The organism is Streptomyces sp. NPDC006450 (assembly GCF_040612195.1).
GTDB lineage: Bacteria > Actinomycetota > Actinomycetes > Streptomycetales > Streptomycetaceae > Streptomyces.
In genome coordinates this window covers 15,089-27,866 of sequence record NZ_JBEXPT010000093.1, presented here as the reverse complement: position 1 = coordinate 27,866, position 12,778 = coordinate 15,089, and the positions used below count along the sequence as shown (strand labels likewise).

Below are 12,778 nucleotides of genomic sequence, written 5' to 3'. Positions count from 1 at the left end.
GCCCGTCCCGGTCTGCGTCCCCGTCCGCCACCCCCCCCCCCGCGCCCGCGCCGGGGGCCCCCCCCCGCCCGGGGCGCCCCCTGGCGGCGGCGGAGCGCCCGGGGGGCGGCCCGCTCCGAGCAGGGCCTCGGCCCGGCGCCGCACCACCGCGGGATCGGGGCGGCCTGGCCGCTGCCCGCGGCGATGCCGCAGACGGCTGTCGGAGAGACGGGGACGACCGGGGCCACTGGTGGCGCCGGCGGGACCTGAGGTTCGCGTACGAAGAGTCATGGCACGACGGTAGGGCCGCGCCGCGACACACGTTCGGAAGCCTCAATTCCGGTGGATGGCCTCGCCGTTGTGGATATCTCCCTCACTCGATCCGGTGATCAGCGCGGGGAGACGACCGCCGCCAGCAACCCCGGTCCGGTGTGTGCGCCGATCACCGCGCCGACCTCGCTGACGTGCAGCTCGACCAGCCCGGGGATCCGCTCGCGCAGCCTCTGCGCCAGCTTCTCCGCGCGTTCCGGGGCCGCGAGGTGGTGCACAGCCACATCGACGGGGCCGGACCCGGCGCGCTCGACGGCCAGTTCCTCCAGGCGGGCTATGGCCTTGGAGGCCGTACGCACCTTCTCCAGCATCTCGATCCGCCCGCCGTCCAGCGTCAGCAGCGGTTTCACGGCGAGCGCCGAACCGAGGAGGGCCTGTGCGGCTCCGATGCGGCCGCCGCGGCGGAGGTAGTCGAGGGTGTCGACGTAGAAGTACGCGGACATGCCCGAGGCCCGCTTCTCGGCTGCGGCGACGACTTCGTCGAGGGAACCCCCGGCCTCGGACACCTCCGCGGCGGCCAGGGCGCAGAAGCCCAGGGCCATGGCGACCATGCCGGTGTCGACGACGCGGACGGGCACCGGGGCGGTCTTCGCCGCGAGGACGGCGGCATCGTAGGTGCCGGAGAACTCCGCGGACAGGTGCAGGCTCACGATGCCGGTCGCACCGGCCTCCACGGCCGCGCGGTAGGCCTGGGTGAAGTCCTCTGGGCTGGGACGGGACGTGGTGACCGAGCGCCGCTTCTGCAGGGCCAGGGCGAGGCTCCTGGCCGAGATCTCGGTGCCCTCTTCCAGGGCCTGGTCGCCGAGGACCACGGTCAGCGGGACGGAGGTGATTCCGTGCCGCGCCATGGCCGGTTGGGGCAGGTAGGCCGTGGAATCCGTGACGATCGCGACATGGCGGGACATGAGGCGGAGGTTACCGGCAGTGGGGGTGTTCCGGCAGCCCGGGTCCGCCGGTGGGTCCCGGACCCCGGCCCCGAGCGGGATGCCGCCCGGCGGTGGCCGGGCCGCTGCCCGGGCACCCAAGCACGTGCGGGACGGCCCTGCGGGGCTGGATCCCCTACCCGCCCTTCCGCCGTTCCCCGGGCGCTCCCCGGGCCCGCGCCGCAACCCCCCCGAGGCTGGATTCGGCCGACGTCGCCTCTGCCCGGGCCCGCGCCGCAAACCCCGGCGCGGCTGGATTCGGCCGGCGTCGGCTTCGCCCGTACCCCCGCCCGGACGGGATTCGGCTCAGGTCGTCGCTTCCGGGCGGCGGGTCTTCTGCCAGGGGTACTGGGGGGCCGGGGTGGGTTCCGAGAGCGCCGCGGGCTCGGGAGTGTTCCACGTGGGGGCCGGCTGGGGGACGTCGTCGGCCGGTGCGCGGGACCAGTCCCGCAGGGCGCCCGACTCGACGTCGATCTGGGCCGACAGGTGCGACAGGTCGTCCTCCGCGAAGCGCCGGGCACGGTCGCGCGCCGCCCAGCGCAGCGAGTCCGCCGCCTGCGTGATCTGCGCCGTGCGCTCCCGCAGGTCCGGCAGGACCGCCGCGATCCGCTGGCGGTCGGGCTCCGCCTCCAGGCGCTTGAGTTCCTCGTCGAGTTCGTGCCCGTGCACGCTCAGCCGCTCGAACAGCCCGATCGACTCCTTCAGCGAGGCGTCCGTCCGGACCCCGTCGTTCAGCGCCTGCTGGGTGGCCCGCATCGAGTTCCGCAGGTCCAGCCGCAGCGTGGCCAGCGTGCCCGTGACACCGACCTGGCCGAAGCTGCGGGCTTTCAGGGTGGTGTCCTCCACCGTGCGGCGGGCTTGGGTGATGGTCCGGTCCACACCGCGCGCGGCAGCCTTGACCACCTTCGTCGTCACGTAGACACCGAGCCCCAGAAAGGCGAACAGCAGCACCAGGGCCACGATGATAAAAGCCGCCTCCATGAGGGTCCCTTTCCCCAGCCGATTACTACCCTTCCACCGTAAACGCCACGGGCAGGCTGCGGGTTCCAATCGAACCCCCAACCTGCCCGTACGGGAATACCCCTAGACGCCTCTGCCGTCCGACATCAGACGGCAGACGGCAGACGGCAGACGGCAGACGGCAGACGGCAACCATCAGACATCAGTCAGAGACATCAGACGACGATGTTCACCAGCTTCGGCGCGCGCACGATCACCTTGCGGATCTCCGCGCCGCCCAGTGCCGCCACGACCGCCTCGTCGCCCAGCGCCAGCTGCTCCAGCTCGGCGTCGGAGATCGCCGGAGACACCTCCAGGCGGGCCTTGACCTTGCCCTTGATCTGGACGACGCACGTGACGCTCTCGTCGACGACGTACGCCGGGTCCGCGACCGGGAAGTCCTGGTGGACAACCGACTCGCCGTGGCCCAGGCGCTGCCACAGCTCCTCCGCGATGTGCGGCGCCAGCGGGGCCACCAGCAGCACCAGCCGCTCCGCCACCGAGCGCTCCAGCGGCCGGCCGGCCTTCGTCAGGGTGTTGTTCAGCTCGGTGATCTTCGCGATGGCGGTGTTGAAGCGCAGTCCGGCCATATCGCCGCCGACCCCGTCGATCGCCTTGTGCAGCGCGCGCAGGGTGGCCTCGTCCGGCTCCGCGTCGACGACCGTCACGGCGCCCGTCTCCTCGTCCACCACGTTGCGCCACAGGCGCTGCAGCAGCCGGTACTGGCCGACCACGGCCCGGGTGTCCCAGGGACGCGAGACGTCCAGCGGGCCCATCGCCATCTCGTACAGGCGCAGGGTGTCCGCGCCGTACTCCTCGCAGATCTCGTCCGGCGTGACGGCGTTCTTCAGGGACTTGCCCATCTTGCCGTGCTCACGCTTGACCGGCTCGCCCTGGTAGAAGTAGCCGCCGTCCCGCTCCTCGACCTCGGCCGCCGGAACGTACACACCGCGCGAGTCGGTGTACGCGTACGCCTGGATCATGCCCTGGTTGAACAGCTTGTGGAACGGCTCCACCGAGGAGACGTGCCCCAGGTCGAACAGCACCTTGGACCAGAAGCGCGCGTACAGCAGGTGCAGCACCGCGTGCTCGGCGCCGCCCACGTACAGGTCCACGCCGCCGTGCGGCTGTCCCTCGCGCGGGCCCATCCAGTACTGCTCGATCGCGGGGTCGACCAGCGCCTCGGAGTTGTTCGGGTCCAGGTAGCGCAGCTCGTACCAGCAGGAGCCGGCCCAGTTCGGCATGGTGTTGGTCTCGCGCCGGAACGGGCGCACCCCGCGCCCGTCGCCCAGGTCCAGCTCGACGTTGACCCACGCCTCGTTGCGCGACAGCGGGGTCTCCGGCTTGGAGGTGGCGTCGTCCGGCTCGAAGGTGCGCGGCGAGTAGTCCTCGACCTCCGGCAGCTCCAGCGGCAGCATCGACTCGGGCAGCGGGTAGGCGACGCCGTCCTCGTCGTAGACGATCGGGAAGGGCTCGCCCCAGTAGCGCTGGCGGCTGAACAGCCAGTCGCGCAGCCGGAAGTTGACGGTCCCCTCGCCGATGCCCTGCCCGGCCAGCCAGTCGGTGATCTCAGCCTTCGCCTCGACGACGCCCAGGCCGTCCAGCGAGACGCCCTCGCCCGTCGAGTTGACGATGGTGCCGTCGTACGAGGAGAACGCGTCCTCCCACTCCAGCGGGTCGGCGTCGCGGTCGTCCGTGGGCTGGACGACGCAGCGCATCGGCAGCTCGAAGGCGCGCGCGAACTCGAAGTCGCGGCTGTCGTGCGCCGGGACGGCCATGATCGCGCCGGTGCCGTAGCCCATCAGCACGTAGTCCGCGATGAACACCGGGACCAGGTCCCCGCTGACCGGGTTGGTCGCGTATGCGCCGGTGAAGACACCGGTCTTGTCCTTGGCCTCGGCCTGCCGCTCGACGTCCGACTTCGCGGCGGCCTGCTTGCGGTACGAGTCCACGGCCTCGCCGGGGGTGGCGTTCCCGCCGGTCCACAGCTGGTGGGTGCCCTCGGGCCACTCGGCCGGGACGATCTTCCCGACCAGCTCGTGCTCGGGAGCGAGCACCATGTACGTGGCGCCGAACAGGGTGTCGGGGCGCGTGGTGAAGACGGTGATGGCATCGCCGTCGCCGACCGCGAAGTCGACGCGCGCGCCCTCGCTGCGGCCGATCCAGTTGCGCTGCTGCAGCTTGATGGCCTCGGGCCAGTCCAGCGCGTCCAGGTCGTCCAGCAGGCGGTCGGCGTAGGCCGTGATCCGCATGTTCCACTGGCTCAGCTTGGCCTTGAAGACGGGGAAGTTGCCGCGCTCGGACCGGCCGTCGGCGGTGACCTCCTCGTTGGCCAGTACGGTGCCCAGCCCGGGGCACCAGTTGACGGGCGCGTCCGAGGCGTACGCCAGCCGGTACTCGTTCAGCACGTCGGCCCGCTCGCCGGCGCTCAGCGCGGCCCAGGAGGCGCCGCCGGGCAGCTCACGGGAGCCGTCCTCGAAGGCGGCGACCAGCTCGGCGATGGGGCGGGCCTTCGCGGCGTCCGTGTCGTACCAGGAGTTGTAGATCTGCAGGAAGATCCACTGGGTCCACTTGTAGTAGTCCGGGTCGATCGTCGCGAACGACCGGCGCTTGTCGTGGCCCAGACCCAGCCGGCGCAGCTGGACCTTCATGTTCTCGATGTTCGCCTCGGTCGACACGCGCGGGTGCGTCCCGGTCTGCACGGCGTACTGCTCGGCCGGCAGGCCGAAGGCGTCGAAGCCCAGGGTGTGCAGGACGTTGTGGCCGGTCATCCGCTGGTGGCGGGCGAAGACATCGGTGGCGATGTACCCGAGCGGGTGGCCGACGTGCAGGCCCGCGCCCGAGGGGTAGGGGAACATGTCCATGATGAACTTCTTCGGGCGCGCCACGAGGGCCGCAGCCTGAGAAGACTCGGCGCCGGCCAGGTCACCGGTGGGGTTCGGGGCCTCGTACGTGCCCTGCGCGTCCCATACGTCCTGCCAGCGTGCCTCGATGTCGGCGGCCATGGCAGCCGTGTAACGGTGCGCCTCGGCCGCCTCGGGGGCCGGGGTGTTCGTCTCGCTCATGATTCCTGAAGCTCCATCGATCGTCTCTGCCGTCTCTGCTGCCCAAACGAAAAAACCCCTCGCACAGGAGGGGGCGCCGCGCCGGGGCCGACCGCTTCGTGGGGTCGGAACTGTTCAGCGCGGCTCGGTAAGCAGAAGGCGTACGGCACGCATGGCGTCAGGGTACCGCAGCGGCCCCGAGGGGCGCTCTGCCCTTCCGGCCGGTGGACACACAACGAGAAGCGGGCCGCCGTTTCCGGTGGCCCGCTTCTTCACTGTGGAGCTATGGAGAATTGAACTCCAGACCTCCTGCATGCCATGCAGGCGCTCTACCAACTGAGCTATAGCCCCTCGTCTTGCCTGCCGCTTCGCGGCCCGTTTCCGGTCCCCCTTGGCGACATCCCAAACATTACACGGTGATGGCCCTGGTCCAAAAATCGGTTTCCACGGACCTCGAGGCATGTCCGCTTCGTGTCGATTCGTCACATGGCTCTGCACGTCCTGCGTCACGCCCGAAGTGACGCCCGACATGACGCTCGACATGACGCTCGACGTGACGCCCGCCGCCAGGCCCGACGTCACGCCCGCGCGAACTGGTAGAACCGCTTCAGCGTGCAGTGCTCGTCGAGGAGCCGCCCGTAGATCGGCTCGCCCTCCAGTTCGCGGTACGTCTCGATCGGGTCGCCTTTTATGATCAGCGCCCGCGCGCATTCCTCGCACCAGTACTGGTAGTCGGGATTGACCGGCTCCATGTCCCGCACGATCGGCGTGCCGTTGTTGCACCAGTCGCACCGCCGCCGGTGTGCACCCATCCGTCAGCGACTCCCTCCCGCGTCGGGCCGTCGTGTCCCCCTCCGGCCGTCCGATTCTGCCATGCCGGTGCTCGCGCGGGCAGCTGTGGACAAAAGCAAAGATCCCGCCCCCTGTTGGGGACGGGATCTTGATTGTGGAGCTATGGAGAATTGAACTCCAGACCTCCTGCATGCCATGCAGGCGCTCTACCAACTGAGCTATAGCCCCGCTCTCCGCGACGCTCCCCCCGTTTCCGGTGTTCTGCGCTGCGAACAAGAAGAACTCTAGCCTGTGACCAGCCGGAAAGTGAAATCCGGGTGGGAGCCGCTCCGAGGTGGGCTCAGTCGTCGTCGCCGAGCACCGGTTCGGGCAGCGTGCCGGCGTTGTGTTCCATCAGCCGCCAGCCCCGCGCACCCTCGCCCAGGACGGACCAGCAGCAGTTGGAGAGCCCGCCCAGGCCCTCCCAGTAGTACGACTCCAGGCCCAGCAGGCGGCCGATCGTCGTACGGATGGTGCCGCCGTGGCTGACCACCACGAGCGTGCCGCCGGGGGGCAGCCGGTCGGCGTGCTCCAGCACCACCGGCGCGGCCCGGTCGGCGACCTCGGTCTCCAGCTCGCCGCCACCGCGGCGGACCGCTTCGCCGCGCTTCCACGCCGCGTACTGGTCGCCGTACTTGCCCAGGATCTCGTCGTGCGTGAGACCCTGCCATTCGCCGGCGTACGTCTCGCGCAGCGCCTCGTCGTGCGTCACCGCCAGACCCGTGACGGCCGCCAGTTCGGCAGCCGTGGCGGAGGCGCGCATCAGGTCCGAGGCGACGATGGCGTCCGGCTTCAGCGAGGCGAGCAGCCGGGCGGCACGGCGCGCCTGCGCCACACCGGCCTCGGTCAGCTCGATGTCCGTGGAGCCCTGGAAGCGGCGCTCCAGGTTCCACGAGGTCTGGCCGTGCCGCCACAGGACGATCTTCCGGCCGGTCTTGCCGTTGCTGGTCGCGGTCGTACCGCCGTTCGTCGTGCTCAGAACAGATCACCGTCCAGCTCGTCGTCGCCCTGCGCGGCGCGCAGCGCGGCGTGCTCCTCGGCCTTGCCCTTGGTGAGCTTGGCGTCCTCGGGCAGGTCGATCTCGGGGCAGTCCTTCCACAGGCGCTCCAGCGCGTAGAAGACACGCTCCTCGCTGTGCTGCACGTGGACGACGATGTCGATGTAGTCGAGCAGGATCCAGCGGGCGTCGCGGTCGCCTTCGCGGCGCACCGGCTTGGCGCCCAGCTCCTTCAGGAGCTTCTCCTCGATCTCGTCGACGATCGACTTGACCTGGCGGTCGTTGGGAGCCGAAGCGAGCAGGAAGGCGTCGGTGATCGACAGCACGTCGCTGACGTCGTACGCGATGATGTCGTGCGCGAGCCGGTCGGCCGCGGCCTGGGCGGCGGCGGTGATGAGCTCGATGGAGCGGTCCGTGGCGGTCACTGGCCATGCTTTCGGGTTGGCGGGCAGATCCTTACAAGGGTCTCATGTACCGCCGACCCCGCCCGCGCGCAGCGTGCCGCGCGGGCGGAGCCGTGCCCGAAGGACGCCGCCGGAGTAGGCCGCAGTAGGCCCCGGAAGGCTCAGGACGGTTTGTAATCCTTGCCCAGCGTCACCACGACGTCCGCGTTCACCGCGTTCTCGGCCTTCTTCACGGCCGTCTCGGGCAGACCCAGCGTCTTGGCGACCTCGATCGCCTTCTCCCGCTGCGCGTCGTCCTGGTACGTGATCTGCGACGCGGGTGCGGTCTTGTCGGCCTTGCCGCCGTCCACCAGGGTGTAGCCGCCGTTGAGCAGGGCCGCCTTCGCCGCCGTGTTCGTCTTGTCGTCGCCGGTCGCGTCCTTCAGGCCGACCCTCGGCAGGGCCCCGGGCTGGGCCTCCGTGACGGAGCCGCCGAGGACCTCCTTGACCACCTTCTTGTTGGCCTCGTCCGTGAGGCCGCCGTCCGGCTTCACCCCGAGCACGTCGGTGCGGTACGCGCCCACCTTGGCGTGCTCGCCGAGCTTGGCCAGCAGCGCGCCGAGCGTCTGCGCGTTCAGCGCCGGGTCCAGGATCTGGCCGGTGGTCTCCACGGTCATCGCCGCCGACTTGGGATCGCCGGGCACCTTGCGCAGCAGGCCCAGCAGGACCTTGCCGAGCCGGTCCAGCTGCTTGGCCTCCGGCTCGCCCTGCGCCCGGTACGTGGCGTAGGCGACGGCCATCGCACCGCTGAGGCTCTGCTTCGGCCCCTGTCCGACGGCGGGGACCTTCGCCGCGTCGTCCGCCGGGACGGCCACGTCGGTGTCGACCTCGATGCCGCCGACGAGCTCCACGAAGTTTTCGAGGAAGGGGGTGTCCAGCCTCCAGGTGCCGCCGATGCGGGTGCCGAAGACCGAGTCGAGGGATTCCCGTACGCCCAGACCGCCGTCCTCGACGGCCTTGCCCAGCTGGGCCGTGGTGCCGTCGTCCTTGGCGACGTTGAGCGTGTTCGGCACAAGGACGGTGGCGCCCTGCTTGGTGGTCACGTTGTCGACGAGCAGCGCCGTGGAGGTGCCGCCCTTCTTGGTGTTGTGCAGGTGGACGACGATCATGTCGCGCTTCTGCGGGCCCGTGGCGGCCGCGCCGTTCGACGCCTTGCCTGGGCCGTCCAGGAACGGCAGCTTGCCCGTGTACCAGAGGTAGCCGAGGCCCGCGACGACGAAGAGGGCCAGGACGACGATCAGCGCCACGACCCGGTTGCGGCCTCGCCGGCGGGCCTCCTCGCGGCGCTCGGTCCGGCTCTCGGTGAAGGCGAGCCAGTCGATGACGTCCTCGGAGTCCTCGTCCGGCTGGTCGATGAAGGCGAACTGCTCGGTCTGGTACGAGGGCCCCTGCCCGCCCGGGCCGTCGGCCCGGCGGGGCTCCGGGACCTGCGCGGCAGCGGGACGGAACTCCGGCTCGGACGCGGGGGCCCGCAGGGGCGGCTGCGCCGGGGCCTCGGGAGCGGCCGCCTGCTGCGGGATCCACTGCTGGGTGGCCTGGGTGTCGTACTGGGGCGTGGACTGGGTGTCGTACCCGTACTGCGGGGTCTGGGAGGCCTGCGGGTACTGCTGCTGGGGCTGCTGGGGCTGCTGCGGGTAGTACTGCGGGGGCTGCTGCTGGGGAGGCTGCTGCCGGCCGTACCCCTGGTAGTCGTAGCCGTAGCCCTGCTCGTACTGCTGCTGCTCGTAGGGGGGCGCGGGCTCGGGGGCGGGCTGCGCGGGCACCTGGCCGTACACCGGCCGCCCGTACGCGTCGTAGCCGACGAGCTGCTGCTCCTGGCCGGCATACGGGTCGTACGGCTCGTGTCGGTCGTTCACCGCGGGGCCCCTCTTTCCGGAAGCTCAGGCTCCCCGGTACAGCTCACGCTTGTCGATGTAGCGGACCACGCCGTCGGGCACGAGGTACCAGACAGGATCCCCCTTGGCCACGCGGGCACGGCAGTCGGTGGACGAAATGGCCAGCGCCGGAACCTCGACGAGGGAGACGCCTCCCTCGGGCAGGCCGTCGTCGGTGAGCACGTGGCCCGGCCGGGTGACGCCGATGAAGTGTGCGAGGGCGAAGAGCTCCTCGGCGTTCCGCCAGGTCAGGATCTGGGCGAGGGCGTCGGCGCCGGTGATGAAGAAGAGGTCGGCGTCGTCGTTGAGGGCGCTCAGGTCCCGCAGGGTGTCGATCGTGTACGTCGGACCGCCACGGTCGATGTCGATGCGGCTCACCGAGAACTGCGGGTTCGAAGCGGTCGCGATGACCGTCATCAGGTACCGGTCCTCGGCGGACGACACGGCCCGCTGCGACTTCTGCCACGGCTCGCCGGTCGGTACGAACATCACCTCGTCGAGGTGGAACAGCGCGGCCACCTCACTGGCGGCCACCAGGTGTCCGTGGTGGATCGGATCGAATGTCCCGCCCATCACCCCGAGCCTGCGCTTGACCGGGCCGGTAGGCATCTCCTGCTCTCCCATGAGCGCAGAGCCTACTGGCCCGGTGGCGCGGCAGGGACCCGCCTACGGGCGCGCACTCTGCGTACCGGGCGTTCGGGGGTTCAGCGGTCCCGGTTCAGGCGCGTGGTGACCCACAGCATGAGCAGGAGGATGCCGAGGGCGGCGCCGCCGGTCAGGTACGGGTTCAGGCTGTCGTGGTTGCCGCCGTGGTTCTCGGCTCCCTCGGAGGCGAGGACGACCAGGTTGTGGGCGGTGGAGGCGAGGCTCATCAGGCAGGTACCTATCGGGTCGGGGAGCGGGCGGAGATTTCGCTCACATCGTATGCGGGGGCCTGGGGCACGCTCACGCCGACTCAGGCGTTGGAGAGGATAGACGGGCGGCCAGACGCACGCATCAATGGGGAGGGCGCTATGACGGGGACGGGATTCGAGAAGGCACCGGCGCGGGACCGCAAGAGGTTCCCCGGTATTTCCTCACGGGCGTACGAGCATCCGGCGGACCGGTCCGCGCTCGTGGCCCTGCGCAAGCTGACCGGCTTCGACACGGTCTTCAAAACGCTGAGCGGGCTGCTGCCCGAGCGCAGTCTGAGACTGCTCTTCCTGTCGGACTCCGTCCGGGTGGGCGAGACGCAGTTCCCGCATCTGCACGCGATGCTCCTGGACGCCTGTTACATCCTGGACCTGGAGAAGGTCCCGCAGATGTACGTCCAGCAGGACCCGAAGCCCAATGCCATGTGCATCGGGCTGGACGAGCCGATCATCGTGGTCACCACGGCCCTCGTCGAGCTCCTCGACGAGGAGGAGATGCGGGCGGTGGTGGGCCACGAGGTGGGCCACGCGCTGTCGGGGCACGCCGTGTACCGCACGATCCTGCTGTTCCTGACGACCCTGGCGCTCAAGGTCGCGTGGATCCCGCTGGGCAATGTGGCGATCATGGGGCTCGTGACGGCGCTGCGCGAGTGGTTCCGCAAGTCGGAGCTGTCCGCGGACCGGGCGGGCCTGCTGGTGGGCCAGGACGTCCACGCCTCGATGCGCGGGCTGATGAAGCTCGCGGGCGGCAACCACCTCCACGAGATGAATGTCGACGCGTTCCTCGCCCAGGCCGAGGAGTACGAGCGGAGCGGCGACCTGCGCGACTCCGTCCTGAAGATCCTCAACGTGCTGCCCCGGACGCATCCCTTCACCACGGTGCGGGCGGCCGAGCTGAAGAAGTGGTCGCAGAACCGGGACCACCAGCGGATCATGGACGGCCACTACCCGCGGCGCGAGGACGACAAGGACACCTCGGTGACCGACTCCTTCCGCCAGTCCGCCGCGCACTACGCCGACACGGTGCGCACGAGCAAGGACCCGCTGATCAAGCTGGTCGGCGACATCGCCGGCGGGACGGCGGACCTGGGCAGCAAGCTGCGGGACAGGTTCACCGGTGCGGGCGCTGCGGGCAGCAGCAGCGGCGGCAGCGGCGAGAACAAGGACGCCGGCCGGGGCGGGGCTACGGAGCAGGGCTGACGGCGCCCTGCCGCCCCGGGACGGCCTCCGTCGCCTTCGGGACGGCCTCCGTCGCCCTCGGGGTGGCCGCCGGCGCGAGCACCCCGCACAGCCCGGCCGTGCGGCGCGGACTGCCGCTGGCGTACGGGTCGCTCGCCGCCGGGCCGGTGGTGGTCGGCTCGGCTCCGGCCGTCAGCGGGCGGAAGCCTCCGGCCGGGTCGGCCGAGCAGGCATGCGGGCCCGCCATCACGTAGGCCGTGACGAGCTCCGCCCGCCGGGCCGTGAGGTCGTCTCGGTCGAAGCGCAGCCGCAGCTCCCGGCGGACGGTGAAGAGCGAGGCCCCGTCCGCCGCGGCCGGCTGGCCGGTGGCCGGGCGCACGGCGTAGACGAAGGTGTGGTCGGAAGTCACCTCCAGCGCGTTCGGGGCGGTCTCCCCGACGGCGAGGACCCCGCTGACCCGGACCCGGCTGTCGGCCACCACGGCGGTCGCCGGGTCGAAGCGGACGAGCCAGCCGGTGGCGGCGTGGCGCCCGTTGCCCGCCGGCGCGAGCATGCTCTGGTCGAACTGCGTCAACTGGTCGGGGTCGAGCAGCACGCGCACCGGACGGGAGGCCTCGCCGGACAGGACGTCGGGGTCCAGCGAGGACTGCACCAGGTAGTCCTTGGCGATGGTCAGCGCGGCTTGGACCTGCTCCTCGCTGAAGTGGTGGGTGCGGCGCACCCCGGGAAAGGTGATTCCGGCCGCCCCGACGCGGTACTGGGCCGCCGGACTCTGCTCGTACAGGTCGGCGGGCCGGCCGCCGATCACGGTCCCGGAGGGGGCGAGCGGGACGACGGTGCTGGTCATCGCCTCGGCCGGGTCCCCGGCGGGCGGCACGTAGGGATTGCGCAGCCCCATGTACACGGCGCCGGCGAGCGCCAGGGCGATGCACAGCACGATGATCCGGCCCTGCCGGGCCGCCCCGCTTCCGGAGCCGCTGGGGGGTCGCGGATGGCCTCCGCCGCTCGACCAGATCGACCGGCTGCGTACGGCGCGGGCGTGCTCGCCCATGCGCTCCTGTGCGGAGTACTCCTGGAGCCGGGCAGCGCGGACGAAGTCCTCGTCGAACACCACCGACCGGTACTCGTCGGACCGGAACTCGTCATCGGCGCCGCCGGCACCCTCGGGGGTGCCGTTGGGCGGATCTCCTGACATGGCCATCGCTTCTCCCCGCTGTCCCCGCTCCAGAGAAGCCCCCGGCTCCGGCGATGGGAGCGGGGTCGTACCT

Annotated in this window: 11 protein-coding genes and 2 tRNA genes; 1 reads left to right on the top strand and 12 read right to left on the bottom strand. The window is 71.0% G+C overall.

Annotation, left to right across the window (positions count from 1 at the left end; translation table 11 throughout):
• Positions 1 to 368: 368 nt before the first annotated feature.
• The 11 genes from ABZY57_RS24035 to ABZY57_RS23985 all read right to left on the bottom strand — a co-directional run bounded on the left by ABZY57_RS24035 (position 369) and on the right by ABZY57_RS23985 (position 10,292).
• Positions 369 to 1,214 carry a DegV family protein gene (locus tag ABZY57_RS24035; protein ID WP_356515118.1) on the bottom strand — a complete coding sequence of 282 codons (846 nt, stop codon included), beginning with the start codon at positions 1,212 to 1,214 and terminating at the stop codon, positions 369 to 371.
• Between the two features lie 324 nt (positions 1,215 to 1,538).
• Positions 1,539 to 2,213, bottom strand: coding sequence for a hypothetical protein (locus ABZY57_RS24030; RefSeq protein ID WP_356515116.1), 675 nt, complete (start codon positions 2,211 to 2,213; stop codon positions 1,539 to 1,541).
• A 194-nt stretch (positions 2,214 to 2,407) separates the two neighbouring features.
• The gene (gene leuS / locus ABZY57_RS24025) at positions 2,408 to 5,296 is read right to left on the bottom strand and encodes a leucine--tRNA ligase (protein WP_356515114.1); all 2,889 of its coding nucleotides are present in this window, start codon (positions 5,294 to 5,296) and stop codon (positions 2,408 to 2,410) included.
• Positions 5,297 to 5,553: 257 nt separating this feature from the next.
• Positions 5,554 to 5,626: transfer RNA gene (locus ABZY57_RS24020), tRNA-Ala, on the bottom strand.
• A gap of 227 nt (positions 5,627 to 5,853) precedes the next feature.
• Complete coding sequence (locus ABZY57_RS24015) at positions 5,854 to 6,087, bottom strand: hypothetical protein (RefSeq protein WP_007264019.1); 234 nt, start codon at positions 6,085 to 6,087, stop codon at positions 5,854 to 5,856.
• A gap of 135 nt (positions 6,088 to 6,222) precedes the next feature.
• Positions 6,223 to 6,295: transfer RNA gene (locus tag ABZY57_RS24010), tRNA-Ala, on the bottom strand.
• 112 nt (positions 6,296 to 6,407) lie between these two features.
• Entirely contained in the window at positions 6,408 to 7,085 is a 678-nt protein-coding gene (locus tag ABZY57_RS24005; protein ID WP_356515122.1) for a histidine phosphatase family protein, read from the bottom strand.
• Complete coding sequence (gene rsfS, locus ABZY57_RS24000; protein WP_250739445.1) at positions 7,082 to 7,528, bottom strand: ribosome silencing factor; 447 nt, start codon at positions 7,526 to 7,528, stop codon at positions 7,082 to 7,084. The genes ABZY57_RS24005 and rsfS overlap by 4 nt, the downstream gene beginning before the upstream one ends.
• A 140-nt stretch (positions 7,529 to 7,668) precedes the next feature.
• Positions 7,669 to 9,402, bottom strand: coding sequence for an LCP family protein (locus tag ABZY57_RS23995; protein ID WP_356515111.1), 1,734 nt, complete (start codon positions 9,400 to 9,402; stop codon positions 7,669 to 7,671).
• Between the two features lie 24 nt (positions 9,403 to 9,426).
• Positions 9,427 to 10,044 (bottom strand): nicotinate-nucleotide adenylyltransferase, encoded by a 618-nt coding sequence (nadD, locus tag ABZY57_RS23990; protein WP_243334788.1) that lies wholly within the window; start codon positions 10,042 to 10,044, stop codon positions 9,427 to 9,429.
• 80 nt (positions 10,045 to 10,124) lie between these two features.
• Positions 10,125 to 10,292, bottom strand: a complete 168-nt coding sequence (locus ABZY57_RS23985; RefSeq protein WP_356515109.1) for a hypothetical protein — start codon at positions 10,290 to 10,292, stop codon at positions 10,125 to 10,127.
• A gap of 141 nt (positions 10,293 to 10,433) precedes the next feature.
• Between ABZY57_RS23985 and ABZY57_RS23980 the strand changes: the two genes are divergently transcribed.
• Positions 10,434 to 11,531, top strand: coding sequence for a M48 family metallopeptidase (locus tag ABZY57_RS23980; protein WP_356515107.1), 1,098 nt, complete (start codon positions 10,434 to 10,436; stop codon positions 11,529 to 11,531).
• On the opposite strand, the gene ABZY57_RS23975 is transcribed toward ABZY57_RS23980, so the two are convergent.
• Positions 11,515 to 12,711 (bottom strand): hypothetical protein, encoded by a 1,197-nt coding sequence (locus ABZY57_RS23975; RefSeq protein WP_356515105.1) that lies wholly within the window; start codon positions 12,709 to 12,711, stop codon positions 11,515 to 11,517. The two genes, ABZY57_RS23980 and ABZY57_RS23975, sit on opposite strands and share 17 nt — an antisense overlap.
• Positions 12,712 to 12,778 lie beyond the last annotated feature (67 nt).